This is a genomic window from Kineococcus halophytocola (genome assembly GCF_041276425.1).
Taxonomy (GTDB): domain Bacteria; phylum Actinomycetota; class Actinomycetes; order Actinomycetales; family Kineococcaceae; genus Kineococcus; species Kineococcus halophytocola.
Genome location: NZ_JBGFTU010000019.1, coordinates 1 through 26,374, shown reverse-complemented (window position 1 = coordinate 26,374; position 26,374 = coordinate 1). Strand labels below are relative to the sequence as shown.

Below are 26,374 nucleotides of genomic sequence, written 5' to 3'. Positions count from 1 at the left end.
CGAGCGGGTCAGACGTCCATGCGCTGCAACCGGACCGCCGACAGCGCCACCGCGACGACCGTGATCCCGACCAGCACCGCGGTCGCCCCGGGAACCCCGAGGGAGGACACCGTGCCCAGGGGGACGTCCCCGGGGATCGCGTACGAGGCGACCCGGCGGCCGTAGGCGCCGATCGACAACCCGCGCAGCGCCGGGGCCAGGCCCGCGAGGAACGTCTCCCAGAGCACGACGTAGGCGAGACCCGCCAGCAGCCCGCGGCGGGTCAGCAGCGACAGCAGCACGAACACGGCGCAGTAGGCCCCGGCGGTGAGGACCGTGGCGAGGGCGACGCCGCCGACGACCCGGCCCGCGGGCTGGTTCACCGAGATCCCCAGCACCGCGCACGCGACCGCGGCGGGCAGCACCACGACGACCGTGGCGGTCCAGGCCGCGGCGAACCGCGCGAGCACGGTGTGCCAGCGGGGCCGGGCCACGGCCCGCAGCAGCGGCAGCGTGCGGGCGTCGCGCTCGTCGCCGAAGGCCCCGATGGCCAGGACGAGGGCGACGATGGGCACGACGAGCCCGGTGAGCAGGTTGCCGGTGAAGGTGTTCTGCACGCCGTACCGGTTGGGCACGCTCGTGATGGCGATGACCACGGCGACGACGGCGGCCACGGCCAGCGGCAGCGCCGCGAACCCCGCCGTCCGGCCGCGCAGCAGGATGCCCCGCAAGGAGAACCCGTACAGGGTGGTGCTCATCGACGTGCTCATCTACCGGCTCCCCTCGCCGCCCGCACCAGGTGGGCGAACACGCTCTCCAGGTCCTCCCCGACACCCTCGACGCGCCGCAGCGTCGTGGAGCACTCCCGCGCCAGCCGGGGCACGGCCTCGGCCAGCGCGACGGCGCGGGGCGCCTCGACGAGGACCCCGGGCCGGCCGCCGCCCTCGCGCCGCACCGACTCCACCAGGCCCTCGGCCAGCAGCGTCCCGGCCAGTTCCAGCACGCGCTCGCCCTCCAGCCGCACGGTGCGCGGGCGGTCGACGAGCAGGTCGCGGATGCCGGCCGGTTCCCCCTCGGCGACGAGCCGGCCGTTGACGACGACGAGGACCCGTTGCGCCATCCGCTCGACCTCGGACAGGACGTGCGAACTCACCAGGACGGTGCGGCCCTCCCGGCCCAGGGCGGCGAGCAGGTCCACGTCGGCGCGCCGCTGGGCCGGGTCCAGGCCGTTGAGCGGTTCGTCCAGCAGCAGCACCTGCGGGTCGTGCACGAGGGCCTGGGCGAGCTTGACCCGCTGCCGCATGCCCTTGGAGAACCCGCCGACGCGGCGGTCGGCGGCCTGGGTCAGCCCGACCCGGTCCAGGACGGTGGCCGCGGCGCGGCGGTGGTCGGCGACCCCGCGCTGGCGGGCGAGGAACTCGACCTGGGTGCGGGCGGTGGCGTGCGCCCACGTCGCCTCCCCGTCGGCGACGATCCCCAGGCCCCGGTGCACGGCCGGGTCGGCGTGCGGGTCCAGCCCGAGGACCCGGACCGTGCCCTGGCTGGGGCGGGTGGCCCCGGCCAGCAGTTGCAGGGCCGTGGACTTCCCGGCCCCGTTGTGGCCCAGCAGACCCGTCACCCCGGCCTCCAGGGTGAAGCTGACGTCCGAGAGCGCCACGGTGTCGGTGAACCACTTGCTGACCCCGGCCAGCTCGACGGCGCTCACGCGTCGCCCCCCTTCGCGTAGCGGCCGGCGAGCACGCCGAAACCCCCGACGACGACGACCACCCACACCACCCAGGCCAGGACGCCCGGGTCTCCGAGGCCGCCGCCGATGAACGTCGTCGCGAGCCGGATCGGCCCGCTGGCGGGGTCCAGCGACAGCGGCCAGTCCGCCCCGGTGACGGCCGCGACGACCCCGGTCAGGGTCGGGCCGACGAGGACGACCGCGAGGTACCCGCCGACGGCGAACACCCGCTTGGACGTCAGCGCACCGATGGCCAGGCCCAGGCTCGTGTGGAACAGGACGACCAGCGCGGCGGCCCCCACGATGCGCGGCAGGTCGCCGGCGTTGTCGGCGAACCACGTTCCCGGCGCGTCCGCGGTCGCGATGGACCCGACGAACAGGACGAGCATCGGCCCCAGCACGATGAGGGCCAGCAGCGCGACCGCGGCGAGCACGACCCCCACGACGTACTCGACCCACGACAGCGCGGTGGCGAAGTACAGCGACAGGACCCGGTCGCGCCGGTCCCGGGTGAGCATCGAGGGGATCGACGTCGCGACGAACGCGAGCAGCACCACCGAGTTCGTCGTCAGCAGTTGCGGGTAGCCGATGAGGTCCGTCGGCTGCACCTGCACCGCCGGCACGAGCAGCGGGACGGCCACGACCGCCAGCGCCGGCAGGTAGGCCGCGGCCAGCAGCAGGAACGGCCAGACCTTGGCCCCGGCGCTGCGCCGCAGCCCCAGGGGACGGCGGATCCCGCTGGCCACGAACGACCCGACGGCCGAGCGCCGGGGCTGCAACCGGCCGGCGAAGCGGGAGTAGCGGATGTCGTGCAGCACAGCGCGGGGGCTCTGCCGCGGGTCCACCTCGGTCACCGGGTCCCTCCCGCCATCGCGTCGACCACCACGTCCTCCAGGCCGCGCGCGGCCGGGGCGAGCCGTTCCACCCCCACGCCGAGGTCGGCCGCCAGGTCGCGCACGGCGTCCAGGGCCGCGTCGGGGCTGGAACTGAGCCCGATGTCGCCGGTGGCCGTGGGCGCCAGGGACACCCCGAACGGGGCGACCCGGGGTTCCAGCGCCGCGGCGAACGACCCGACGTCGCCGGAGACGCGCAGTTCGGCCGGGCCCGACGGGTCGTGACCGACGAGGACCGGGCGTTGCGCGGCCAGGGTTCCCGAGCGCAGGACGACGACCTCGTCGCAGGTGCGTTCGATGTCGTCCAGGACGTGGGAACTGGCCACGACGCGGATGCCGAGTTCGGTGGACAACCGGCGCACGATCGCGAGCATCTCCTCCCGGCCGGCCGGGTCCAGCCCGGAGGTGGGTTCGTCGAGCAGGACGACGTCGGGGCCGTGGACGAGGGCCTGGGCGAGTTTCGTCCGCTGCTGCATGCCCAGGGAGTAGCTGCCGACGGGGCGGCGGCGTTCCTCCTCCAGCCCCACCGCGAACAGCACCTCGCTGGTGCGGCGCACCGCGTCCCGGCGGCCGAGCCCGCGCATCCGGGCCAGGGAGACGCAGACGTCCTGGGCGGACATGTCGTTGGGCAGGCACGGGTGCTCGGGCATGAAACCCACCCGGCGGCGCACCTCGGAGCGTTCGCGCACGGTGTCCAGGCCGAGGATGCGCACGCTGCCGCGGTCGGGCCGGGTCAGGCCCAGCGCGGTGCGCAGCAACGTCGACTTGCCCGCGCCGTTGGCCCCGAGCAACCCCGTCGCGCCCGCCCCCAGCGACATCGTCAGGCCGTCCAGCGCCTGCACCGCACCGAAGCGCTTGCCGACGTCGACGCACTCCAGGACCGGCGCTCTCAACCCCTCAGGACCATCCACCCGCCCATCAGAGCACTCCCGGGGGCCGGCAGCGTCCCTCCTTCGACGCGCGGCGCGTCCGTCCTTCGGGAACGATCGGGGGGTGGCCACACCTCCCGGAGCAGCGGTCGACGTCGTCGTGGTGGGGTCCGGGTCGGGCGGGAAGATGGTCGCCCAGCAGCTCGCGCAGGCCGGTCGCAGCGTCGTCCTCGTCGAGCGCGGCCACGTCGGGGGGTTCTGCCCGTTCCTGGCCTGCGTGCCCGCCAAGTCCCTCCTGCTGTCCGCGCGCGCCGAACTGTCCTGGGTCGCCGCCCGCGCCGTGCGCGACGAGGCCGCCTCCCACCGCGACGACTCCGGGGCCGCCGCGGAGCTCACCGGGGACGGGGTCGAGGTGGTCCGCGGCAGCGCGACGCGCATCGCCCCCGGCTCCCCCGTCGGCACGGTGGACGTCGACCTGCACGGCGGCGGGCGGCGCACCGTGGAGGCCGCGCACGTCGTCGTCGGCACCGGCAGCACGCCGGTCCGCCCGCCGCTGCCCGGTCTCGACGGCGCCGCGACGTGGACGTCGGAGGAGGCGCTGGCCGCGCAGGAGCTGCCGGACCGCCTCGTCGTCCTCGGCGGCGGGCCCGTGGCGGTCGAGCTGGCGCAGGCCTACCGCGGGCTGGGCAGCGAGGTGACGCTCGTGCAGCGCGGGCCGCACCTGCTCTCGCGCGAGCCGTCCTGGGTCGGTGACGTGCTGGCGCAGGCCCTGACCGCCGACGGGGTGGACGTGCGCACCGGGGACCCGGCGGCCGAGGTCGTCGACGGCGGGCTGCGCCTGGAGTCCGGGGCCGTGCTGGGGTTCGACCGGCTGCTGCTCGCCACCGGCAGGGAGCCCGTCACCGACGGGTTCGGGTTCGCCGACGACTGGCTGACCGACGCCGGGGCGCTGCGCACCGACGCCCGCTGCCACGTCGTCGGCGACGACGGCCCGGTCGGGGGCCTGTTCGCCGTGGGCGACGTCACGGGGATCTCCGACTACACCCACACCGCCAACCACCAGGCCCGCACCGTCGTGGGGGAACTGCTGGGCCGCGGCCGGGACGCGGACTACTCCGCGATCCCCCGCGCCGTGTTCACCGACCCGACCGTGTTCTCCGTCGGGGCCACCTCCGGTGCCCGCTCGGCCCGGTTCGAGGTCGGCGAGGTCGAGCGCGCGGACCTGGTCCAGCTGTCCCGCCGCCGCGGGGTCACCGGCGCCGTCGAACTGTTCGTCGACGAGGCCGGGGTGCTGGTCGGTGCGGCGTGCGTCGGCCCCGACGCCGACTCCTGGGGCGCCGAGCTCGCCCTGGCCGTCCGCGCCCACCTGGACGTGGACCTGCTGTGGCACCACGTGCGGGCGTTCCCGACGTGGTCGGAGGCGATCTTCCCGGCGCTGGAGGAACTGCACGGGGCGTCTGCACCCTGACCGTCCTCGGGCGCGACCGGTACGTCCCGACCCTCCCGGACGTCGCGAACGGGTCGGGACGTACCGGTCGAGCCGGGCGGCGGTTGACCCGTCAGGCTCCGTAGACCGCCACGACGGGTGCGTGGTCGGAGAACCGCTCGGCGTAGCTGGGGGCGCGGTCGGTCTCGACCGTCCGCAACCGCTGCGCGAGCCCGGGGGTCGCGAGCTGGTAGTCGATGCGCCAGCCGGTGTCCCGGTCGAACGCCTGCCCGCGCCAGGACCACCAGGCGAAGGGGCCGTCGACGTCACCGGCGACGCGGCGCTGGGTGTCGACCCAGCCGAGCTCGTCGAACCAGTGGTCGAAGTGGGCGCGCTCGTCCTCCAGGAAACCGGCCTTGCCGCGGTTGCCCTTCCAGTTCTTGATGTCGCGCTGCGTGTGCCCGATGTTGAGGTCACCGGCGACGAGCGCTTCGCGGCCGGTGTCGGCCGCGGCCTTCCCGAGTTCGGCCAGGCGCACGTCCATCGCGTCCAGGAACCGGTACTTGTCGTCCTGCTGCGGGGTGCCGACCTCCCCGGAGTGCACGTAGGCGCTGACGAACGTCATCGGCCCGAGCACCGTGTCGACGTCGACCTCCACCCACCGGCCGGAGGTCTCGAAGTGCCGGTCGTGGGCGAACCCGATCCGCACGGCGGAGAACTCCGCCTTCGCCGCGACGGCCACCCCGGCCCGGCCCTTGGCGGCGGCCTCGGTGTGCGCGACGTGCTCGAACCCGGGCAGCGCCTTGCGCAGTTCGGCGTCGGGGGCGCGAACCTCCTGCAGCAGCAGGACGTCGGGGTCGCGGCCGTCCAGCCAGGGCTGCATCCCGCGGCGCACGGCGGCGCGCACGCCGTTGACGTTGACGGTCGCGACGGTCAGCTTCTCGTTCGTCTCGGTCTTCGTCACCACGCGCGGGACGCTACCCGACCTCCCGGACCCGGGAGGTCGGGTGGCGTCTCAGCGCAGGCCGGCGGCGCGTTCGGCGGACTCCACGACGTTCGTCAGCAGCAGCGCGCGGGTCATGGGACCGACCCCGCCGGGGTTGGGGGCCATGAACCCCGCGACCTCGGCCACGTCGAGCGCGACGTCACCGGTCAGCTTGTTCTTCCCGCTGGCCTCGTCGAACACCCGCGAGACGCCGACGTCGAGCACCGCGGCGCCCGGCTTCACGTTCTCCCGCGTCACCAGCCCGGCGACCCCCGCGGCCGCGACGATGACGTCGGCCCGCTTCAGGTGCTCGTCCAGGTCCTTCGTGCCGGTGTGGCACAACGTGACCGTCGCGTTGGGGTGCCGCCGGGTCAGCAGCAGCCCGATCGGCCGGCCCACCGTGACCCCGCGCCCCAGGACGACGACCTCGGCCCCGTCGAGGGGCACGTCGTGGCGCTGCAGCAGGTCGATGACCCCGCGCGGGGTGCACGGCAGCGGGGACGTGATCTCCTCGCGCACCCGCAGCACGAGCCGGCCCAGGTTCGTCGGGTGCAGCCCGTCGGCGTCCTTGTCCGGATCGACGGCCTCCAGCACGCGGTTGGCGTCGATGCCCGCCGGCAGCGGGAGCTGGACGATGAACCCGGTGCAGGCGGGGTCGGCGTTGAGCTGGGCGATCTCGGACTCGATCTCGGCCTGCGTCGCGGTGGCCGGCAGCTCGACGCGGATCGAGGCGATCCCGACCTCGGCGCAGTCGCGGTGCTTGCCGCCGACGTAGCTGGCCGACCCGGGGTCGTCACCGACGAGCACCGTGCCCAGGCCCGGGACGACGCCCCGGGCCCGCAGGACGGCCACCCGCTCGGCGAGGTCGGCCTTGATCGCCGCCGCGGCGGCCCGCCCGTCGAGGACGACCGCGCTCACAGGACACCCCGGTTGGACGGGTACAGCGGGAACTCGGCGGTGAGCTTGGCGACGCGCGCGCGCAGGGCGTCGGCGTCGAACTCCGGCTTGAGGGCGGCGGCGATGACGTCGGCGACCTCGGTGAACTCGGCCGCGCCGAAACCGCGCGTGGCCAGGGCCGGGGTGCCGATCCGCAGGCCGGAGGTCACCATCGGCGGGCGCGGGTCGAACGGGACGGCGTTGCGGTTCACCGTGATGCCGACCTCGTGCAGCCGGTCCTCGGCCTGCTTGCCGTCCAGCGCGCTGTCGCGCAGGTCGACCAGGACGAGGTGGACGTCGGTGCCGCCGGTGAGGACGGACACGCCGGCCTGCGCGACGTCGGGCGCGGTGAGGCGCTCGGCGACGATCTGCGCGCCCTCCAGGGTGCGGCGCTGGCGCTCGGCGAACTCCTCCGAGCCGGCGACCTTGAACGCGACGGCCTTGGCGGCCACGACGTGCATGAGCGGGCCGCCCTGCTGACCCGGGAACACCGCCGAGTCGACCTTCTTGGCGAACTCCTCGCGGGTGAGGATCAGGCCCGAGCGCGGCCCGGCGAGCGTCTTGTGCACCGTGGAGGTGACGACGTGGGCGTGCGGGACGGGCGAGGGGTGCAGACCGGCGGCGACGAGCCCGGCGAAGTGGGCCATGTCGACCATGAGGTGCGCGCCGACCTCGTCGGCGATCTCGCGGAACGCGGCGAAGTCGAGCTGGCGGGGGTAGGCCGACCAGCCGGCGATGATGAGCTTGGGGCGGGCCTGCAGCGCGGTGGCGCGCACGACGTCCATGTCGACGCGGAAGGTCTGCGGGTCCACGCCGTAGGACGACACGTCGTACATGCGCCCGGAGAAGTTGATCTTCATGCCGTGGGTGAGGTGGCCGCCGTGGGCCAGCTCCAGCCCCAGGATGCCGTCGCCGCCGCGGATGAAGGCGTGCATGGCCGCCGCGTTCGCGCTGGCGCCCGAGTGCGGCTGGACGTTGGCGTGCTCGGCGCCGAACAGCTCCGTGGCGCGGGTGCGGGCCAGCTCCTCGGCCACGTCGACGTGCTCGCAGCCGCCGTAGTAGCGCTTGCCGGGGTAGCCCTCGGCGTACTTGTTCGTCAGGACCGACCCCTGGGCCTCCAGGACCGAGCGCGGGGCGAAGTTCTCGCTCGCGATCATCTCCAGGGTGTCGCGCTGGCGGCCGAGCTCGGCGTCCAGGACGGCGGCGATCTCGGGGTCCACCTCGGCGAGGGGACGGTCGGTCACACCGGACGTGCCGGTGCTGGGGGTGGACTGGACGTCGGTCACGGTCGCTCCTCGTGCGGCGGGCGGTGGTGGCGACGCGGAGCCCAGGCGGACGACCCCGTGAACGGCGGACCCCAGCGGGCAGGCCCGTTGCCGCTCCCCGGTGGTGACCCACCTCGACGCCAGTCGCGGCGCCGCCACGGTAGCCCAGGGACGCCTCGCGCGGCCACACCCGCGCTCCGGTGCGCCCGAGCCGTCAGCGCGCGATGGCCGCGTCCAGGACGGTGCGCATCTTCGCGGCGGTCTCGACCACCTCGGCGGCGGGGTCGGACCCCTCGACGATCCCGGCGCCGGCGAAGATGCGCAGGGTGCGGCCCTGCACCTGCGCGCACCGCACGGCCACCACCCACTCCCCGTCGCCGTGGACGTCCTGCCAGCCGACGGCCCCGGCGTAGCAGCCGCGGTCCAGGCCCTCGACCTCGCGGATGACGTCCAGGGCCGCGCGGCGGGGCGAGCCGCCGACGGCCGGCGTCGGGTGCAGCGCGGCGACGAGGTCCACCGAGGTGGTCTCGGTGTCGTTGAGCAGGGCCGTGATGCGCGTGGCCAGGTGCCACACCGCGGGGGTGGCCACCAGCTCCGGTTCGGGCGCGTTGACCTTGCGGCAGAACGGCGACAGCGCCTCCACGACGGCCTCGACGACGAAGCGGTGCTCGCGGCGGTCCTTGTCGGAGGCCATGAGGGCGTCGGCCCGCCGCATGTCCTCGTCCGGTTCGGGCGAGCGCGGGATGGACCCGGCCAGCGGCCGCAGCAGGACGCTGGGCCCGCGGCGGCGCAGCAGCAGCTCCGGGCTCGCCCCCACCAGCCACCGGCCCCCGGGCCGGTCCGGGTCGTCCAGGGGGACGGCCAGCGCGGTCGCGGCGGGGTTGCGGCCCACGAGCGCGGCCAGCAGGTCCGGCACGGACCAGTCCTCGACGGCCTCCAGCTCCAGCGCGCGGGCCAGCACGACCTTCTGCACGTCACCGGCGCGGATGCGGGTCAGGGCCGCGCGGACGGCCTCGGCGTACCCCGCCGGGGCCGGCACCGGGCGGCTGCGCGCGACCGTGGCGCGGCGGGCGGCCCCGGCCAGGGGCAGCGGCAGGGGGCCGGGGGTCGTCTCGGCCCGGCCCAGCCGCAGCGCCCCGGGGGCCGTCAGGTCGAAGGGCACCGCACCGGCCGCGATGACCCCGTCCTCGGCGTCCTCCAGGGCGGCGGTGGTGCGGCGCAGCTGCTCCAGGCCGGAGCCGCCGGGGACGAGGGGGCGCGGGCCGGTCTGCACGAGGGTCGACTTCTCCCCGGAGAACACCGTGGCCCCCGCACGCACCGCCTGTGCCACCGCTTCGGGTTCTGCCACGCGATCACCCTAGGCTTCCCCGTGTGAGCACGCGCCCGAGGGTCCTGACCCTGTCCTGCCCCGACCGTCCCGGCATCGTGCACGGCGTGACGGGAGCCCTCGTCGCGCTCGACGCGAACATCACCGAGAGCCAGCAGTACGGCGACCCGGACACGGGGCTGTTCACCATGCGGGTGGCCTTCGACGCGGCCGCGAGCGAGGAGGCGCTGCGCGCCACCCTGGAGGTCGTGGCCCACCGCTTCGACCTGTCCTGGACGCTGTCGGCCGCCGACGACCGGCTGCCGACGCTCGTCATGTGCTCCAAGCAGGGCCACTGCCTCAACGACCTGCTCTTCCGGCACCGCTCCGGGCACCTGCCCGTCGACATCCGCGCCGTGGTGTCCAACCACACCGACCTCGCACCGCTGGCGGGCTTCTACGGCATCCCCTTCGTCCACGTGCCCGTCACGACGGGCGACGCGGCGTCCAAGGCCGCGGCCGAGACGCGGCTGCTGGAGCTCGTCGAGGAACACGGCGCCGAGCTCGTCGTGCTGGCCCGGTACATGCAGGTGCTCTCGGACGACCTGTGCCGCAGCCTGTCCGGGCGCGCCATCAACATCCACCACTCGTTCCTGCCCAGCTTCAAGGGCGCGAAGCCCTACCACCAGGCGCACGCGCGCGGGGTGAAGATCATCGGGGCGACGGCGCACTACGTGACGGGCGACCTCGACGAGGGGCCGATCATCGAGCAGGAGATCGAGCGCGTCGACCACCGCGCGACGGCGGCCGAGCTCGTGCGGCTGGGGCAGGACGTGGAGGCGCGCACCCTGGCCCGCGCCGTGCGCTGGCACGCCGAGCAGCGCGTCCTGCTCGACGGGAACCGCACCGTCGTCTTCCGCTGACCCGGCGCTCACCGCACGTCACGCTCCGCCCGGCCCCTTCAGGGTCGTTGACGCATCGCGACGAACCTACCGGCGTGTCGCGTCAACGACCCGTCCCCGGAGGGCCGGTGTCGGGGTGGTCGTCAGGGGCGGCGTCCGCCGAAGCGGAACGGGATGGGGATGCCGCCCAGGCAGCAGAACCCCTGCACCTGCAACGGGGACAGCAGCACCGCCGCGCGGTAGCAGGCCAGGAACCGCACCGCACTCGGCAGGACGGCCCTGACGACGCCGCGCCGGTGCACCTCCCCCCGCACGACGCCCGAGCAGGAGTCCCCGCCGTGGGCGAGGCGGTGCGCGCACGACCACCCCTTGCGCGGGGAGAGCCGGCGCTGGTACCCGGCGATGGCGGCCTCGACGACACGGGCGGCGGGAGTCCTCATCACCTCACGCTAGGCACGAGCCGACCTCACAGCCACCCGCGGCGCTTGAAGATGACGTACAGCGTCACGCTGAGCCCGAGCATGAGCAGCAGCGCGAGCGGGTAGCCGAACGCCCACGCCAGTTCCGGCATGTGGTCGAAGTTCATGCCGTACACGCCGCCGACGAGGCTGGGCGCGAAGAGGATCGCGGCCCAGGAGGAGATCTTCTTGACCTCCTCGCTCTGGGCGAAGCTGGCCTCGGTCATGGCCTGCATCTCCTCGTTCTGCCGCTGCGCGACGAGGGTCGCGTTGACGGTGAGGATGTCGCGCAACTGGTTGCGGTAGTTCTCGATGCGCTCCACGGCCACCGTCACGTGGTCGGCGACGTCGCGCAGGTGCCGTTGCAGCTCCTCGTCGACGCGGTACTTCTGGAACCCGCCGGTGAGCCCGGTGAGGATCCCGGTGAGCGGTGTGACGGCCCGCTGGAAGTCGACGACCTCCTGGGACAGTTCGTAGATGCGCCGCGAGACGGTCGGGTCGCCGGTGAAGACCTGCGCCTCGATCTCGTCGATGTCGTCCTCCAGGCCCTTCAGGACCGGCCCGTACCCGTCGACCACGGCGTCCAGGACCGCGTAGAGGATCGCCTCCGGTCCCCGCCGCAGCAGGTCGGGGTCGGCTTCCATGCGCCTGCGCACCTCGGCCAGGCCGGGGGACTCCGCGTGCCGGACCGTGAGGACGAAGTCGGCGCCGATGAACAGGTGCAGCTCGCCGAACTCCACCTCCTCGGACTCGTCGACGTAGCGGGCCGCGCGCAGCACGACGAACAACGTCGACCCGTACCGTTCCAGCTTGGGCCGCTGGTGGGCCAGGACGGCGTCCTCCACGGCCAGCGGGTGCAGGTCGAACTCGGCGGCCAGGGAACCCAGCTCCTGCTCGGCGGGGCGGTAGAGCCCCATCCAGGCCACCCGTCCGGCGCGTTCGCGCAGCGAGGCGACGGTGCCGACGAGGTCACCGGGCGAGTGCACCCGGTGCCCGTCCTCGTAGACGCCGCTGTCGACGAGGCTGCTGCCGCGGCCCGTCGCCGCGGCCGGGATCGCCCCGTCCTGGGCCAGGTCGCGCGAGGGGACCATGCCGCGGCGTCCCATCGACGGCAGCGGCAGACGACGTCGGGGCACGGGGGGACCTCCCTGGGTTCCGGTGGTGGGGGCGGCGCTCGGTGCGCCCTCCCAGTCTGCCCGTCCGCTGGCGCTCCCCCGTCCCGGCGGCCAGGCTGTGCCCCGTGAGGTACCGGGACGACGCCAGTCTGGACGCGAGCGGCGTGGAGGACCGCCGGCGCGGCGGGGGCGGGCGGGGGGTCGCGATCGGCGGCGGGGGGCTCGGGCTCGTGGGGGTCCTGGTCCTCGTCCTGTTCCAGGTCCTCGGCGGCAGCGACCCCACGCAACAGGCGGGGTCGGGGTTCGAGCAGCTCGGGTCGGGCCAGACGATCGACGACGGCCAGCTCGCCCGGGAGTGCCGGACGGGCGCCGACGCGAACGCCCGCCGCGAGTGCGCCGTCGTGGCCGACATCGAGTCGATCCAGGACTACTGGGACGGGGTCCTGGGCGGCGCGTACGTGCCGACGCGGACCGTCTACTTCTCCGGGGCCACGCAGACCGGGTGCGGCGCGGCGTCCTCGGGGACGGGGCCGTTCTACTGCCCCGCCGACCAGCAGGTCTACCTGGACCTGTCGTTCTTCGACGAGCTGCAGCAGCGGTTCGGGGCCGAGGGCGGCACGTTCGTCGACGCCTACGTCGTCGCCCACGAGTACGGCCACCACGTCCAGCACCTGCTCGGCACGACCGACCAGGTGCGACCGGGCGAGACGGGCCCGGCCAGCGGCAGCGTGCGGCTGGAGCTGCAGGCCGACTGCTACGCCGGCGCGTGGGCGAACCACGCGACGACCGTGCCGGACGACTCCGGCGCCCCGCTCATCGCCGAACTCACCCAGGACGACGTCGACCGCGCCCTGGACGCCGCGGCCCGCATCGGCGACGACTTCATCCAGACGACCCTCGGGGACGGCAGCACCGACCCGGACAGCTACTCCCACGGGACCTCGGAGCAGCGGCAGCGGTGGTTCACCCAGGGGTTGCGCACGGGTGACCCGCGCCGGTGCGACACGTTCGCGGCGCAGTCCCTGTAGCCACCCGCACACGACGGAGGGGCCGTCGCCACCGGCGACGGCCCCTCCGTAAGACCTCAGCCCAGGCGGGCGGCGAGGTTCTCGTCGAGCGTGCCGAGGAACTCCTCGGTGGTCTGCCAGGCCTGGTCCGGCCCGACGAGCAGCGCGAGGTCCTTGGTCATCTTGCCGCTCTCGACGGTCTTGATGACGACGTCCTCGAGGGTCTCGGCGAAACCGGTGACCTCGGGGGTGGAGTCCAGCTTGCCGCGGTGGGCCAGACCCCGGGTCCACGCGTAGATCGACGCGATGGGGTTCGTCGAGGTCGGCTTGCCCTGCTGGTGCTGGCGGTAGTGGCGGGTCACGGTGCCGTGCGCGGCCTCCGCCTCCACGACCGAACCGTCCGGGGTGGACAGCACGGACGTCATGAGGCCGAGCGAGCCGAAGCCCTGGGCCACGGTGTCGGACTGCACGTCGCCGTCGTAGTTCTTGCAGGCCCAGACGTAGCCGCCCTCCCACTTCAGGGACGCGGCGACCATGTCGTCGATGAGGCGGTGCTCGTAGGTGATCCCGGCCTGCGCGAACTTGTCCTTGAACTCGCTCTGGTAGACCTCCTCGAAGATGTCCTTGAACCGGCCGTCGTAGGCCTTGAGGATCGTGTTCTTCGTGGACAGGTACACCGGGTAGTTGCGCGCCAGGCCGTAGTTCAGCGACGCGCGGGCGAAGTCGACGATGGAGCTGTCGAGGTTGTACATCGACAGCGAGACCCCGGCGCCGGGGGCCTGGAAGACCTCGTGCTCGATCGGCTCGCCGCCGTCCTTCGGGGTGAAGGTGACGGTCAGCGTCCCCTCGCCGGGGAACCGGAAGTCCGTCGCGCGGTACTGGTCGCCGTAGGCGTGGCGGCCGACGATGATCGGCTTGGTCCAGCCCGGCACCAGGCGCGGGATGTTGCTGATGATGATCGGCTCGCGGAAGATCACGCCGCCGAGGATGTTGCGGATCGTCCCGTTCGGGGACCGCCACATCTTCTTCAGGCCGAACTCCTCCACCCGGGCCTCGTCGGGCGTGATGGTGGCGCACTTGACGCCGACGCCGGCCTTCTGGATCGCGTGCGCCGCGTCGATCGTCACCTGGTCGTCGGTGGCGTCGCGGTGCTCGACGCCCAGGTCGTAGTACTCCAGGTCGACGTCGAGGTACGGGTGGACCAGGCGGTCCTTGATGAACTGCCAGATGATCCGGGTCATCTCGTCGCCGTCGAGCTCGACGACCGGACCCTGAACCTTGATCTTGGCCACTGTGCTGTCTCCTCCGACTCACTGGGCGTTCTCTCGACGTCAAGCTACCGCTCCCGTCGGGTACAGCCTTCACCGCGGGGTGCCGGTTGTCACGTACGCTGCGGCTCCGTGAGCAGTCTCGAGACCCCGCAGCCGACCGACGAGCAGCTCGACCCGCGGACCACGGCCGGGCAGCTCGCCGGACTGCACGCTCGGACCGAGACGGCCGTCGCGGCCGCCGACGAGCGCGCCGGGGCCAAGCAGCACCCGCGAGGGAAGAAGACGGCCCGCGAGCGCATCGCGGCCCTGGTCGACGAGGACTCCTTCGTCGAGCGCGGCGGTCTGGTGCGCTCGCGCGCCACGGCCTTCGGGATGGCCGCCAAGCACGTCGACGGCGACGGCGTCGTCACCGGCTACGCCACGGTCGACGGGCGCCCGGTGTGCGTCTACGCCCAGGACTTCACGGCCTTCGGCGGGTCCCTCGGGGAGGAGCACGGCGCCAAGATCGCCGAGCTGCAGGACTTCGCGGCCACCACCGGCTGCCCGGTCATCGGCATCAACGACGGCGGCGGGGCGCGCATCCAGGAGGGGGTGGCCTCCCTGGTGCAGTACGCGCGCATCTTCCGCCGCAACGTGCACGCCTCCGGCGTCGTGCCGCAGATCTCCCTCATCCTGGGGCCCTCGGCCGGCGGGGCGGTCTACTCCCCCGCCCTGACCGACATCACCGTCATGGTCGAGGAGACCTCGCACATGTTCGTCACGGGCCCGGACGTCATCCGGACGGTCACCGGGGAGGACGTCGGCTTCGAGGAGCTCGGCGGCGGGCGCACCCACGCCACCCGCTCCGGGGTGGCCCACCACCTGGCCGAGAGCGAGGACGACGCCATCGAGTACGTCCGGGAGCTGCTGTCGTTCCTGCCCTCGAACAACCTGTCCGAGGCGCCGCTGCTGCCGGCCGAGGACGAGCGCGACCTGGTCGTCGACGAGGACGACCTGGTGCTGGACACGATCGTCCCGGACTCGGCGAACCAGCCGTACGACATGGCCGCCGTCGTGGGCGCCGTCCTGGACGACGAGGTCTTCCTGCAGGTCCACGAGCTGTTCGCGCCGAACGTCCTGACCGGTTTCGGCCGCGTCGAGGGCCGCCCGGTGGGGGTCGTGGCCAACCAGCCGCAGCAGCTGGCCGGGACCCTGGACATCGACGCCTCGGAGAAGGCGGCGCGCTTCGTGCGCCTGTGCGACGCGTTCAACGTGCCGGTCCTGACGTTCGTGGACGTGCCGGGGTTCCTGCCCGGCACCGACCAGGAGTGGAACGGCATCATCCGCCGCGGGGCCAAGCTGCTGTACGCCTACGCCGAGGCGACCGTCCCGCTGGTCACGGTCATCACCCGCAAGGCCTACGGCGGGGCCTACATCGTCATGGGCAGCAAGGAGATGGGCGCGGACGTGTGCCTGGCCTGGCCCAGCGCGCAGATCGCCGTCATGGGCGCGCAGGGTGCGGTGAACATCCTGCAGCGCGGGGCGTTGAAGGCCGCCGCCGAGAACGGCGAGGACGTCGAGGCCCGCCGCCGCGACCTCGTGGAGGACTACGAGCTGCAGCTGGCGAACCCGTACGTGGCGGCCGAGCGCGGGTTCGTCGACGCGGTCATCGCCCCGAGCCAGACCCGGGTGCAGGTGGCCCGGGCGCTGCGGGCGCTGGCGACGAAGCGGGCCTCGCTGCCCGCCAAGAAGCACGGGAACATCCCGCTGTGAGCACCGGGGACGAGGCCGGGCTGGGCGAGCTGCTGGCGGCGCTGCGCATCGAACGCGGCAACCCCGCGCCGGAGGAGCTGGCCGCCCTCACGGTCGTCCTGACCTCCCGGTTGCGCAGCCGCGCCCCGCAGGTGCCCGACGTGCCCGCCCCGCGGTCGCGGTGGGCCGACCGGCGGCACGCGCTCGGCCTGCCCCCCGCCCCCGGCCAGGGGTCCTGGCGCGCGAGCGGCCTGCCCCGCTGACGGGCTGCGCCCCCGGCCACCCACCCGGCACCCCCCGGTCTGCCTAGACTCGGCGACGTGACGTGCGGCTGGGACCACCCGTGGTGACCGATCGAGCCGCGAACGCCGTCCGCGTCGTCCACGCCGCGGACGTGCACCTGGACTCCCCGTTGCGCGGTCTGCGCCGGCTCGGCGACGACGCCGTCGCCGCCACCCTGCGCGCCGCCACCCGGGGGGCGCTGGAGGCCCTGGTGGCGCTGTGCGAGGCGCAGCGGGCCGACGCGCTGCTGCTGGCCGGGGACCTGTACGACGGCACCTGGCACGACTACGCCACGGGGCGGTTCTTCACCCGGCAGGTCCAGCGCCTGGCCGACTCGGGGATCAGGGTGTTCATCGTGTCGGGCAACCACGACGCGGAGAGCCAGATCACCCACTCCCTCACCCTGCCGGGCAACGCGCACCGGTTCGGGGTGGACTCCCCCGGCACGGTGGTGGACGAGCACCTGGGGCTGGCCGTGCACGGCCAGGGGTACCGGACCCGGGCGGTGTCCTCCAACCTCGCCGCGGGCTACCCCCGCCGCGTGCCGGACCTGGTCAACGTGGGTCTGCTGCACGCCACCGTCGACGGCAGCCGTAGCGGCGGCGAGCACGAGCGGTACGCACCCTGCTCGATCGCCGACCTGACCGCGCTGGGGTACGAGTACGTCGCCCTCGGGCACGTGCACGCGCGGGAGGTCCTGGCCACCGGCCCGACCACGGTCGCCTACTCGGGCAACCTGCAGGGCCGGCACCCCCGCGAGACCGGGGCCAAGGGCGCCTACGTCGTCGACCTGGTGCCCGGCGAGCAGGCCCGGCTGACCTTCCACGCCCTGGACGTGGCCCGCTGGGAGTCCCTGGAGGTCGACGTCACCGGCGCCGCCGACGTCGCCGAGGTCATGGGGTCGCTGCGGGAGCGGATGCTGCACACGCGCCGCGAGGCCGGGGACCGTCCCCTGGTGGTCCGGGCGGTGCTGACCGGCCCGACCGCCGCTGCGGCGGACCTGGCCGACGCCGAGCGCCTGCGCCAGGAGGCCGAGCAGGCCGCCGAGGCCGCGGGGGTCGTCCTGGAGAGGGTCCGGTCGCAGACCCGGGCCCCCCGCGCCGGGGGCGGGGACGACCCGGAGCTGGTCGCGGCGGTCCGCGCCGCCGCCGACGCCCTGGCCCGGGACCCGGTGCAGGCCCAGGCGCTGCGCGGGGTGCGCGGGGTGCGCGGGGAGGTCGGGCGGCTGCTGTCCGACGCCGGGCTGCTCGACCTGGGCGACCCGCGGGTGGTGGGCGAGCTCGCGCGCCAGGCCGCCGACGACCTCTCGACCCGGCTGGGGGGCCGCTGATGCTGCGCGCGGTGACCCTCGCGCCCTACGGCGCCTTCGAGGACGCGGCGGTCGAGCTCGGGGCGGGTCTCACGGTCGTCCTGGGGCCCAACGAGTCCGGCAAGTCGACCCTGCTGGCCGCCGTCGGCGACCTTCTGTGGGGCTTCGAGAGGAGCCCGCGCTACGCCTTCGTCCACGCCCGGGCCCGCCTGCGGGTGGGGGCCCGGTGGCAGCCCGGCCCCCACAGCTCCGACGGCACCGACGGTTCCGACAGCGCCGACGGGCACGAGCTGGTCCGGTCCTCGCGGGGCCTGCTGCGCGGGGACGAGCCGGTCACCGCCCCCTGGGCCCAGGACGGCTGGGACCGGGGGACCTGGACGAGCCGGCTGGGCCTGGACCACGAGCAGCTGCGCGCCGGCGGGCGGCAGGTGCTGCGGGGCGACGGGGACCTGGCCGCTCTGGTCTTCAGCGCCCACCACGGCAGCGGGGCGCAGGACCTGCTGGCCGCGCTGGAGGCCGAGGCCGACCGGCTGTGGCGCCCGCGGGGGCGCTCGGCGGTCAAGGACGGCGTCGCCCTCGTCCAGTCCCTCGACGAGCAGCTCGCGGGCACCGCGACCCGCGCGGGGCTGGTGGAGGCGGCCCGGGCCGCCGCCGGGACCGCGCGGGAGGAGGCCGACCGCGCCCAGGAGCGGCTGCGGAACGTGCGCGCCCGGCACGAGGAGGTGACCCTGCGGCTGCGGCTGACACCGCGGGCCCGGGCCCTGCTGCGCACCCGCGAGCAGGTCGCGGCCGCCACCGCCGACCTGGCCGGGCTCGGCGGGGCCCTCGGGCCGGCCGAGGTGGCCGACCACGACGCGGCGGCCGCCGACCTGGCCGCGGCCCGGGCCGCCCTGGCGGAGCTCACCGACCGCGCCGCGGCCCTGGAGGACGAGCGCACGCGCTGCACGGTCGAGGCCGACGTCCTGGCGGCCGGGGCCCAGATCGACGCCCTCGCCGGGGCCCGCCAGGCCCGCGCGCAGGACGCCGCCGAGGCGCTGCGCGCGCGCACGAGCGCCGAGGAGGCTTGGCACGGCGCCCGGCAGGCGCTGGCCACCCTGGGACCGGTGCCCGAGGGGCCCGTCGCCGAGGTCGTCCCCGACCTGCTCGCCCGCCTGCAGGTCCCCGCCGACCGGGCCGCCGACCTGTCCGGGCTGGCCGCGGCGCACACCGAGGTGGCGGCCGAGGCCGCGCGCGCGGCCCAGGAGCTCGACCGGGCCCGGGCGGCCACGGCCGGGCGCGACCCGCAGCAGGAGATCGCGGAGGAGGACGTCGCGGCCCTGCGGGCGGTGGTGACCGCCGCCGGCCGGGACGGGTCGGCGGCCCGGGAACGGCGCGCCGCGCTGGCCGCGCGCGACGAGCGGTGGGCGGCCGCCCGCGCGGAGGCCGTCGCGGCCGGGGCGCTGGACCCCGACGCGGCGCTGGAGGCACCCCCCGCCCTGGACCCCGCCGCCGTCCGGGACGCCCACGAGACCCTGGTCCGGGCCCGCCAGGAGCACGCCCGCGCCGCCGCCGAGCACGACCGGTGCGCGGCGGCGGCCCGCATGGCGGCGGACGAGCTCACCCAGGCCCAGGAAGGCACCGGCGGCGTCGACGAGGAGGCGCTGCGCACCGCCCGCGCGCGCCGGGACGAGCTGCTGGAACCGTTGCGCGGGAACGGTTCCCCGGCCGACGGTTCCCCGGCCGACGGCACCCCGGTCGACGGTCCCGCGGTGCTGGCGGCGGTGGCCGCCGCCGACGCCGCCGCGGACGCACTGCTCGACCACGCCGAGGCCACCGCCCGCCTGCGGGAACTGCGCCGCACCGCCGACCGGGCCGCCGCGGCCGCCGCGGCCGCCGCCGGGCAGGCGCGGACCGCCGCGAGCGCGGCCGAGGCGGCGCAGGCGGCGTACGCCGCGGCCTTCACCGCGGCCGGCCTGCGGGTCCCCGACGGGGCCCCCGCCCCCGTGCTGGCCGCCCTGGAGCGGCTGGACGCCGAACGCGCCGCGGTCGGGGTCCACGACCGGCGGGCCCGCGAGCTCGGCGAGGAGGTCCGGGCCCAGCTCGACGCCCTCACCGTCGTGCTCGCCCGGTGTGCCGGCCCCGCCGACGTGCAGGCCCTCCCTGCGGCCGACCTGCAGGCCGGTCTCGACGTGGGGCTGGAGACCGCCCGCGCCCTCGTCGCCACCGCCGAGGCCGCCGCCGTGCGCCGCGCCCTGGACGCCGAGCACGAGCGGGCCGCCCAGCTCGCCGCGCAGCGCTGCGAGGACCTGCGGGGGGACGCCGCCCGGGCCGAGGAGGCCTTCCGGAGCGCGGTCGCGGCCGCCGGTCTGCCCGCCGACCTCGGGCCCGCCGGGTGGGCCGAACGCGCCCGGGTCCTGCGGACCGCGACCGAGGCCGCCGAGGTCGCCCGCCGCGAGCAGGACCGCGCCCGGGACCGGGAGGACCGGGTGGCCGCCCACGCCGACGAGGTCGCCGACCTCGCCGCCCGGCTGGGGACCCCCGCCCGGGCCGACCGCCCCGACCAGGTCGAGGTGGCCCTGGCCGCGCTGGAGGACCGGTTGCGCCGCAGCCGCGCCGACGAACGGACCGCGACCGGGCTGGACCGGCAGGCGCAGGAGGTGGCCGCCGCCGCCGCGGCCGAACGCGCCCGCTGCGAGCGGGCGCAGGCGCGGCTGGGCGCCCTGGCCGCCGAGGGCGAGGACCCGGGCGCCCTGGCCGGGCGCGCCCGCCGCAGCCGGGACCTGCTGGACCTGCGGGAGCGCGAGCGCGAGGAGACCGCGGCCCTCGCCGCCGAGGTGGGCCGCGCCGAGGACGTGCCGGCGCTGCTGGAGCAGACCGGCGCCCGCTCCGACGCCGACCTGCGCACCGACGAGGAGGCGGCGGCGCTGGCCGACGAGGAGGCCCACGAGGTGTGGGCCCGGGCCCACCAGGACCTGGCCCGGGCCGAGGTGGAGGTGGAGCGGCTGACCTCCGGCGTCGACGCGAACGTGCTGGCCGCCCAGCGCGCGGAGGCGCTGGCCGGGTTGCAGGCCGACACCGAGCGCTACGTCGTGGTGGACGTCCAGCGCACGGTCCTGCGCGGCCGGCTCGAGGAGTTCTCCGCCACCCGGGCCAACCCGCTGCTGGCCGAGGCCGGGGAGGTGCTGACGCTCCTGACGGGGGGCCGCTGGACCGGTCTGGTCGCCCTCGACGACGGCGGGGACCGGCGCCTGGCGGTGCGCCGGGCCGACGGGGAGCTGCTCGAGGGGGCGGCCGGTCTGAGCGAGGGGACGGCCGACCAGGTCTTCCTGGCGCTGCGGCTGGCGGCGGTGGCCGACCAGCACCGCGCCCTCGTGGCCTCGGGGCAGGGACCGTTGCCCGTGGTGCTGGACGACGTGCTCATGACCTTCGACGAGACCCGCACCCGGGCGGCGCTGGAGGCGCTGGCCGAGCTGGCCCGGGACGTGCAGGTCGTGCTGCTGACCCACCACGCGGACGTGGCCGGTCAGGCCCGGGAGCTGGCGGCCGCGGGGGCCGCGGTGAGCGTCACGCAGCTGCCGGCCCCCTCGGCGGTGCCCACCGGGTCCACCGGGTCCGCCGGGGGTTCCGGGCGGCGGGACCGGGGCGGTGTCGACCAGCAGCTCGTGCGGGCGTGGGCGCGGGAGCAGGGGCACGCCGTCGGCGACCGCGGGCGGGTGAGCGAGGACCTGGTCCGCGCCTACCGGGCCGCGCACGACCTGGAGGAGACGGGCTGAGGTCCGTCCGGGTGCGGCGCGGCGCTCAGAACTCCTGCAGCTGCAGGCGCATCCACGGGCTGAACGGCCCGGGGTCGGCGGCGACCTCGGCGCGCAGGACGTCCAGGTCGACCCAGCGGGCGGCGTCCACCTCCGCCGGGTCCAGGGCCAGCTCGCCGTCCAGGCGGGCCCTGAAGACGGGGCAGACCTCGTTCTCCACCGTCCCGTCGGCCATGACCGCGCGGTAGCGGAACGTCGGCAGCAGGGGGGTGACGTCGGCCACGGGGGCGCCCAGCTCCTGCACCGAGCGCCGGGCCACGGCCTCGGCGGGGTCCTCCCCCGGGCCGGGGTGGCCGCAGAAGGAGTTCGTCCACACCCCCGGCCAGGTGCGCTTGACCGCCGCGCGCCGGGTCAGCAGCGTCCGTCCCGCCCCGTCGACGATCCAGCACGAGAACGCCAGGTGCAGGGGTGTGCTCGTGTGGTGCACGTCCGCCTTGGGCGCCGTGCCGCAGGGCGTGCCGTCCTCGGTGAGGAGGACGACCAGTTCGACGGTGGGGTCGGCCGGGGCGAGGGTCACCCCCGCACCGTAAGCCGTCGCCGCAGCCGCGGCGAGCACGGGAGGCCGACACGCCCGGTGCCCGCCCGGCCGGGCGGGCACCGGGGCCGGGGTCAGGCCGGGGTCGGGCCGGGGTCAGGCCGGGACGGGCTGGGTGGCCGCGACGACGGCCTCGTCGAGCTCGGCGCCGAGCTGGAGGTCCTCCCCCGCCGCCAGGCGCGCCTCGAGCTCGCGCACCCGCGGGATGACCAGCTCGCCGAACGCCTCGACCTCCTCCTTGACGTGCAGGAAACCGAGGAGCAGCAGGTCGACGCCGACGAGCCGGTAGGCCAGGACGCGACGCGCCACCTCCTCGGGGGTGCCGACGAGGCCGGTGCGGAACCCGTCGTTGTACTGGACGAGGTCGCGGAACTCGCTGTCGGCCCACATGCCCTTGCCGTCACCGGTGGCGTTGCCGGCCTCCTGCACGGCCGCGCCGAACCCCTCGACCTTGGTGCGGTCGGCCTTGGCGATGATCTCCTCGAGCACGGCCTCGGCCTCCTCGCGGGTCTCGCGCACGAGGGCGAAGCCGTTGAGGCCGAACCGGACGGTGCGGCCGTGCTGGGCGGCCTGGGCGGAGACCTCGCGCACGCCCTGGGCGGCGTCGGCCAGCGACTTGCCGTTCATGAAGTACCAGTCGCTGACCCGGCCGGCCATCGCCTGCGCGGCGGTGGAGTTCCCGCCCTGGAACAGCTCGGGGGCCGCCGTGGGCTGGGGGCGGAAGGTGATGTCGGTGGCGTTGAAGAAGTCCCCGGACTGGCTGTACCCGTCCTGGCTCCACACCCCGCGCAGGAGCTCGATGAACTCCTCGGACTGCTGGTAGCGGTCGTCGTGCTCGTGCCAGGTGACCCCGAGTTGTGTCGCCTCGTTCTTGAACCAGCCGGACACGATGTTCAGCGCGAGGCGGTTCTGGGTGAGTTCCTGCGTGGTCGCGGCGAACTTGGCGAGCACACCGGGGTGCCAGAAGAAGGGGTGGACGGCGGCGATGACCTTGAGCCGCTCGGTGGCCAGCAGCAGGGCCAGGGAGAACGAGGTCGACTCGTGCTGGGCGTCGGCGCCGTAGGAGGCGAGGTAGCGCACCTGGGTCAGCGCGTACTCGAACCCGACCCGTTCGGCGGCCCGGGCCACCTCGACGTTGTAGGCCGGGTCGTGGCTCGTGCGCTGCTCGATCGTCGAGACGACGAGACCGCCGGAGACGTTGGGGACCCAGTAGGCGAACTTCAGGGGCTCGTGCAGGGGCATCGCGGCGCGTCCTCCATCGGTCCTGGCGGTAGCACCCCCGTGGGTTGCTGCGGCGTCGTCGAGCCAGGTCTCTCAGCCGCTCTGGATGGGATCCCCCGCAGCGTACCCCCTCCTCCGGGCGAACGCGCCCGGCTCATTTCGGGACCAGTACGACGTTGTGCCGCAACGGATGTCGGAGACCCCCTTCCACCTCCTCCCCACCCCCTCCCCGGCCGCGGACGTGGCGGAAACGCTTGACGGGGATCTCCGGCGGCTGTCAGAGTCCCTGCAGGTCATGAGCGCCAGCGTCAAGCCCCGGCTCGCTGGCCGGCAACCCTGGTCCGTCACGGGGTGCTCCGGGTGAGGACCAGGTCCGCAGGGGTTGCGGACAAGGACGAACCAGGAGTTCCCGTGTCGATGGACTGTCGCCGCTCCCGCTGAGCGCACCCCTGCTCCCCCCTCCCCACCGGACCCGGCGTCGCGCCGGGCCCGCGACCTCCCCTGCCCGGCCCCCGCCGGCCCTGTCGCCCAGGAGACGACGTGATCGAACTGCGCCACCTCACCAAGACCTACGGGGAACCCCCGCGCACCACGACGGTCCTGGACCGCCTCGACCTCACCGTCCCCGCCGGCAGCATCACCGCCGTCGTGGGCCCCAGCGGTGCGGGCAAGAGCACGCTCGCGCAGTGCGTGACGCTGCTGACGCGCCCGACGTCGGGATCGGTCCTCGTGGGCGGCCAGGACCTCACCCGCCTGGGCGCGGACCGGCTGCGCGAGGCGCGGCGCCGCATCGGGACGATCTTCCAGTCCGACGGCCTGCAGACGCGGCGCACCGCCGCGCAGAACGTCGAACTCCCCCTGCGCTACCTCGGCGTCGTGACGCGCGACCGGCGGCGGCGGGTGGGTGAACTGCTCGAACGGGTCGGGCTGGCCGGGCTCGCCGACCGCTACCCGCACGAACTGTCCGGCGGGCAGCGCCAGCGCGTCGGGATCGCCCGCGCCCTGGCCCTGCGCCCCGGCGTCCTGCTCTCGGACGAGGCCACCTCGGGGCTGGACCCGCAGGCCACGGCCTCGATCACCGGCCTGCTGCGGGAACTGCGCGACGACCTCGGGCTGGCCATCCTGTTCATCACCCACGAGATGGACACCGTCGTCGACGTGGCCGACGCCGTCGCCCGCCTGGAGCACGGCCGCATCGTCGAGGCGGCCCCGCTCCTGGACGTGCTGCGGGACCCGGCCTCCCCCGTCGGGGCGGCCCTGCTGCCCCGCCGCGGGGTGGGGGACGCGCGCGGTCTGGCGGTCTGGGAGGTGCACTACCGCGGCGACGACGTGCCCGCCGACTGGCTGGCCGCCACGTCCCGCGAACTCGGCCGGGACCTGTCCCTGCTCGGGGCCTCGGTCGGGACCGTCGCCGGGCGCACCGTCGGGCACGCCACCGTCGGGGTCCCCGGAAGCGTCGACCCCGCCGTCCTCACCGCCGCGCTGGACCGCCGGGGACTGCACGCGCAGGCGCCGGCCCCGTCCCGGGAACTGGACCTCGTGTGAACACCCCGCTCGCGCAGATCCCCGCGCTCATCGCCCCCGCGCTCCTCGACACGCTGCTCATGGTCGGCATCGTCATGACGATCGTCGTCCTGCTCGGGGTGCCGATCGGCGTCCTCGTGCACAACCTCGCCCCCGGCGGGCTGCTGGAGAACCGCCCCGCGCACACCGTCCTGTCCTGGGTCGTCAGCACCGGCCGCTCGCTGCCGTTCCTCGTCCTCATGGCCGCGCTCGTGCCGTTCACCCGGTTCGTCACGGGCACGAACATCGGCATCCGCGCGGCCGTGGTCCCGATGGTCCTGGCCGGCACCGCGTTCTTCGCGCGCATCGTGGAGAACTCCCTGCGGTCGGTGCCGCCGCACCTCGTGGCGGTCGCCCAGGCCTCGGGAGCCTCACCGCTGCAGGTCATCACGACCGTGCAGCTGGCCGAGGCCACCCCCTCGATCATCGGCGGGTTCACCATCAACACCATCGCGATGATCGAGTACTCCGCGATCGCCGGGACCATCGGCGCCGGCGGCATCGGCTACGTCGCGGTCACCTACGGGTACCAGCGCTTCGACCACGCCGTGATGATCGCCACGATCGTCGTCCTCGTCGCGCTCGTCGCCCTCGTCCAGCTCACCGGTGACGCCCTCGCCCGCGCGGCCGACCCGCGCACCCGTCGCCGCCCCCGCACCACCTCGACCCCCACCCCCACCCGAACCCCCACCACGACGCAGGAGACGAGCCGTGTCCGCTGAGACCCGCGAACCCGCCACCGACGACCACGGTTTCGAACTCCGCACGCGACGGCGCTGGCCGTTCGTGGCGGGTGGGGCCGTCGTCCTGCTCGGCGTCGCCGCCGCGATCGTCGTGCCCCGCCTGGGCGGGGAGGACACCGCGAACACGCAGGCCGGGGCGACCCTGTACGTCGCGACCGCGGAGGGCAACGCCCGGGAGCAGGCCCTCATCGAGTACGTCGCGGAGGAGGTCGCCCCCGAGCACGGCATCACGGTCGCGTTCAAGGCGCTGGCCGACTCCAACACCATCAACCGGGCCGTGAGCGACGGCGAGGTGGCCGGCACGATCTACCAGCACCGGTTGTGGCTCGGGCAGGTCCTGCAGGCCAACCCCGACTTCCGCGAGGAGGCCGCGACGCCGGTGTTCCGGTGGGGTTTCGGCCTGTGGTCGGCGAAGTGGAAGACTCCGCAGGAGATCCCGCAGGGCGGGACCGTCTCGTTGTACTCCGACCCCGCCAACGAGTCGCAGGGGTTGTTCGTGCTGCAGGAGGCCGGGCTCATCACCCTGAAGCCGGGCACGGACGTCGGGTCGGCGACGGTCGACGACATCGCCCAGAACCCCAAGGACCTGCAGTTCACCTTGCTGGACTTCGGCGCGCAGTCCCGCGCGCTGCCCGACCTCGACGCGGCCGTCGGCTACACCGAGTACTACCTGGCGGCGAAGATCCCGATCGAGCAGCAGATCTTCGCCCCGACCGCCCCCGACGAGTTCGCCGGCCAGCTCACGATCGGCTCGCGCTGGAAGGACACCGAGAACATCCGGGCCCTCGTGGCGACGTTCCAGGACCCGAAGGTGCAGGAGTACCTGGCCACCGACCCCGAGGTGCAGGACGTCCTGCTCCCGCTCGACGCGCGCTGACCCCGCGCTGAGGCACGGGCGCCCCCTCCGGCCCGGAGGGGGCGCCCGGCCGTCCTCAGAGACTGTTTCAGATGTGGGTATGAGGGTGGGATCCTGCTCGGGTGAGTGGCGTGCAGCGTGAGGCTTACCCGTCGGACTTGAGTAATGCGGAGTGGGAGCTCATCGAGCCACTGCTGCCCAAGCA

At 75.0% G+C, this 26,374-nt stretch carries 23 protein-coding genes and 3 riboswitches; of the genes, 10 read left to right on the top strand and 13 right to left on the bottom strand.

Annotated elements, in window-relative coordinates; translation table 11 throughout:
- Positions 1-8: 8 nt before the first annotated feature.
- The 4 genes from AB2L27_RS15680 to AB2L27_RS15665 are packed head-to-tail and all read right to left on the bottom strand — an operon-like array spanning position 9 to position 3,509.
- The gene (locus AB2L27_RS15680) at positions 9-737 is read right to left on the bottom strand and encodes an ABC transporter permease subunit (protein ID WP_370442425.1); all 729 of its coding nucleotides are present in this window, start codon (positions 735-737) and stop codon (positions 9-11) included.
- 8 nt (positions 738-745) lie between these two features.
- Complete coding sequence (locus AB2L27_RS15675; RefSeq protein WP_370442424.1) at positions 746-1,684, bottom strand: ABC transporter ATP-binding protein; 939 nt, start codon at positions 1,682-1,684, stop codon at positions 746-748.
- Positions 1,681-2,559 (bottom strand): hypothetical protein, encoded by an 879-nt coding sequence (locus AB2L27_RS15670; RefSeq protein ID WP_370442423.1) that lies wholly within the window; start codon positions 2,557-2,559, stop codon positions 1,681-1,683. Before AB2L27_RS15670 ends, AB2L27_RS15675 begins: the two co-directional genes overlap by 4 nt.
- Positions 2,556-3,509 carry an ABC transporter ATP-binding protein gene (locus AB2L27_RS15665; RefSeq protein ID WP_370442422.1) on the bottom strand — a complete coding sequence of 318 codons (954 nt, stop codon included), beginning with the start codon at positions 3,507-3,509 and terminating at the stop codon, positions 2,556-2,558. Before AB2L27_RS15665 ends, AB2L27_RS15670 begins: the two co-directional genes overlap by 4 nt.
- A gap of 82 nt (positions 3,510-3,591) precedes the next feature.
- Here AB2L27_RS15665 and AB2L27_RS15660 point away from each other — a divergent pair, with 82 nt between their 5' ends.
- Positions 3,592-4,935, top strand: a complete 1,344-nt coding sequence (locus tag AB2L27_RS15660; RefSeq protein WP_370442421.1) for a dihydrolipoyl dehydrogenase family protein — start codon at positions 3,592-3,594, stop codon at positions 4,933-4,935.
- Between the two features lie 91 nt (positions 4,936-5,026).
- Here the strand turns inward: AB2L27_RS15660 and AB2L27_RS15655 are convergent, their stop codons facing one another.
- The 4 genes from AB2L27_RS15655 to AB2L27_RS15640 all read right to left on the bottom strand — a co-directional run bounded on the left by AB2L27_RS15655 (position 5,027) and on the right by AB2L27_RS15640 (position 9,427).
- On the bottom strand, positions 5,027-5,857 hold the full coding sequence (locus tag AB2L27_RS15655; protein ID WP_370442488.1) for an exodeoxyribonuclease III: 831 nt from the start codon (positions 5,855-5,857) through the stop codon (positions 5,027-5,029).
- A 51-nt stretch (positions 5,858-5,908) separates the two neighbouring features.
- Positions 5,909-6,796 (bottom strand): bifunctional methylenetetrahydrofolate dehydrogenase/methenyltetrahydrofolate cyclohydrolase, encoded by an 888-nt coding sequence (locus AB2L27_RS15650; protein ID WP_370442420.1) that lies wholly within the window; start codon positions 6,794-6,796, stop codon positions 5,909-5,911.
- A complete protein-coding gene (gene glyA / locus AB2L27_RS15645; protein WP_370442419.1) occupies positions 6,793-8,100 on the bottom strand; it encodes a serine hydroxymethyltransferase in 1,308 nt (435 codons plus the stop codon). The genes AB2L27_RS15650 and glyA overlap by 4 nt, the downstream gene beginning before the upstream one ends.
- Positions 8,101-8,132: 32 nt before the next feature.
- Positions 8,133-8,237, bottom strand: a riboswitch (ZMP/ZTP riboswitch).
- A 56-nt stretch (positions 8,238-8,293) separates the two neighbouring features.
- Entirely contained in the window at positions 8,294-9,427 is a 1,134-nt protein-coding gene (locus AB2L27_RS15640; protein WP_370442418.1) for an isochorismate synthase, read from the bottom strand.
- Positions 9,428-9,450: 23 nt separating this feature from the next.
- Between AB2L27_RS15640 and purU the strand changes: the two genes are divergently transcribed.
- Positions 9,451-10,308: a formyltetrahydrofolate deformylase gene (purU, locus tag AB2L27_RS15635; protein ID WP_370442417.1), complete on the top strand. Its 858-nt coding sequence runs from the start codon at positions 9,451-9,453 to the stop codon at positions 10,306-10,308.
- Between the two features lie 122 nt (positions 10,309-10,430).
- On the opposite strand, the gene yidD is transcribed toward purU, so the two are convergent.
- Both yidD and corA read right to left on the bottom strand, forming a co-directional pair.
- Complete coding sequence (gene yidD / locus AB2L27_RS15630; RefSeq protein WP_370442416.1) at positions 10,431-10,727, bottom strand: membrane protein insertion efficiency factor YidD; 297 nt, start codon at positions 10,725-10,727, stop codon at positions 10,431-10,433.
- 26 nt (positions 10,728-10,753) lie between these two features.
- Positions 10,754-11,881 (bottom strand): magnesium/cobalt transporter CorA, encoded by a 1,128-nt coding sequence (gene corA / locus AB2L27_RS15625; RefSeq protein WP_370442415.1) that lies wholly within the window; start codon positions 11,879-11,881, stop codon positions 10,754-10,756.
- 104 nt (positions 11,882-11,985) lie between these two features.
- Between corA and ypfJ the strand changes: the two genes are divergently transcribed.
- The gene (ypfJ, locus tag AB2L27_RS15620; RefSeq protein ID WP_370442414.1) at positions 11,986-12,888 is read left to right on the top strand and encodes a KPN_02809 family neutral zinc metallopeptidase; all 903 of its coding nucleotides are present in this window, start codon (positions 11,986-11,988) and stop codon (positions 12,886-12,888) included.
- Positions 12,889-12,944: 56 nt separating this feature from the next.
- Here ypfJ and AB2L27_RS15615 read toward each other — a convergent pair whose 3' ends face one another.
- Positions 12,945-14,159, bottom strand: a complete 1,215-nt coding sequence (locus tag AB2L27_RS15615) for an NADP-dependent isocitrate dehydrogenase (protein WP_370442413.1) — start codon at positions 14,157-14,159, stop codon at positions 12,945-12,947.
- A 108-nt stretch (positions 14,160-14,267) separates the two neighbouring features.
- Between AB2L27_RS15615 and AB2L27_RS15610 the strand changes: the two genes are divergently transcribed.
- From AB2L27_RS15610 to AB2L27_RS15595, 4 genes are all read left to right on the top strand, one after another.
- Positions 14,268-15,890 carry an acyl-CoA carboxylase subunit beta gene (locus AB2L27_RS15610; RefSeq protein ID WP_370442412.1) on the top strand — a complete coding sequence of 541 codons (1,623 nt, stop codon included), beginning with the start codon at positions 14,268-14,270 and terminating at the stop codon, positions 15,888-15,890.
- Complete coding sequence (locus tag AB2L27_RS15605) at positions 15,887-16,132, top strand: acyl-CoA carboxylase subunit epsilon (RefSeq protein ID WP_370442411.1); 246 nt, start codon at positions 15,887-15,889, stop codon at positions 16,130-16,132. Before AB2L27_RS15610 ends, AB2L27_RS15605 begins: the two co-directional genes overlap by 4 nt.
- An 83-nt stretch (positions 16,133-16,215) precedes the next feature.
- Entirely contained in the window at positions 16,216-17,481 is a 1,266-nt protein-coding gene (locus tag AB2L27_RS15600; RefSeq protein WP_370442410.1) for a metallophosphoesterase family protein, read from the top strand.
- Between the two features lie 11 nt (positions 17,482-17,492).
- A complete protein-coding gene (locus tag AB2L27_RS15595; protein ID WP_370442409.1) occupies positions 17,493-21,212 on the top strand; it encodes an AAA family ATPase in 3,720 nt (1,239 codons plus the stop codon).
- A 25-nt stretch (positions 21,213-21,237) separates the two neighbouring features.
- Here AB2L27_RS15595 and idi read toward each other — a convergent pair whose 3' ends face one another.
- Positions 21,238-21,768 (bottom strand): isopentenyl-diphosphate Delta-isomerase, encoded by a 531-nt coding sequence (gene idi / locus AB2L27_RS15590; protein WP_370442408.1) that lies wholly within the window; start codon positions 21,766-21,768, stop codon positions 21,238-21,240.
- Between the two features lie 114 nt (positions 21,769-21,882).
- Positions 21,883-23,028, bottom strand: a complete 1,146-nt coding sequence (sfnG, locus tag AB2L27_RS15585; RefSeq protein WP_370442407.1) for a dimethylsulfone monooxygenase SfnG — start codon at positions 23,026-23,028, stop codon at positions 21,883-21,885.
- Between the two features lie 10 nt (positions 23,029-23,038).
- Positions 23,039-23,120, bottom strand: a riboswitch (SAM riboswitch).
- 178 nt (positions 23,121-23,298) lie between these two features.
- Positions 23,299-23,408, top strand: a riboswitch (SAM riboswitch).
- A 139-nt stretch (positions 23,409-23,547) separates the two neighbouring features.
- Between sfnG and AB2L27_RS15580 the strand changes: the two genes are divergently transcribed.
- Genes AB2L27_RS15580 through AB2L27_RS15570 form a run of 3 tightly spaced genes read left to right on the top strand, consistent with a single transcriptional unit; the run spans position 23,548 to position 26,190 of the window.
- Positions 23,548-24,552, top strand: coding sequence for a methionine ABC transporter ATP-binding protein (locus AB2L27_RS15580; RefSeq protein WP_370442406.1), 1,005 nt, complete (start codon positions 23,548-23,550; stop codon positions 24,550-24,552).
- Complete coding sequence (locus AB2L27_RS15575; RefSeq protein WP_370442405.1) at positions 24,549-25,292, top strand: methionine ABC transporter permease; 744 nt, start codon at positions 24,549-24,551, stop codon at positions 25,290-25,292. The genes AB2L27_RS15580 and AB2L27_RS15575 overlap by 4 nt, the downstream gene beginning before the upstream one ends.
- Entirely contained in the window at positions 25,282-26,190 is a 909-nt protein-coding gene (locus AB2L27_RS15570; RefSeq protein WP_370442404.1) for a MetQ/NlpA family ABC transporter substrate-binding protein, read from the top strand. Before AB2L27_RS15575 ends, AB2L27_RS15570 begins: the two co-directional genes overlap by 11 nt.
- Positions 26,191-26,374: the final 184 nt, after the last annotated feature.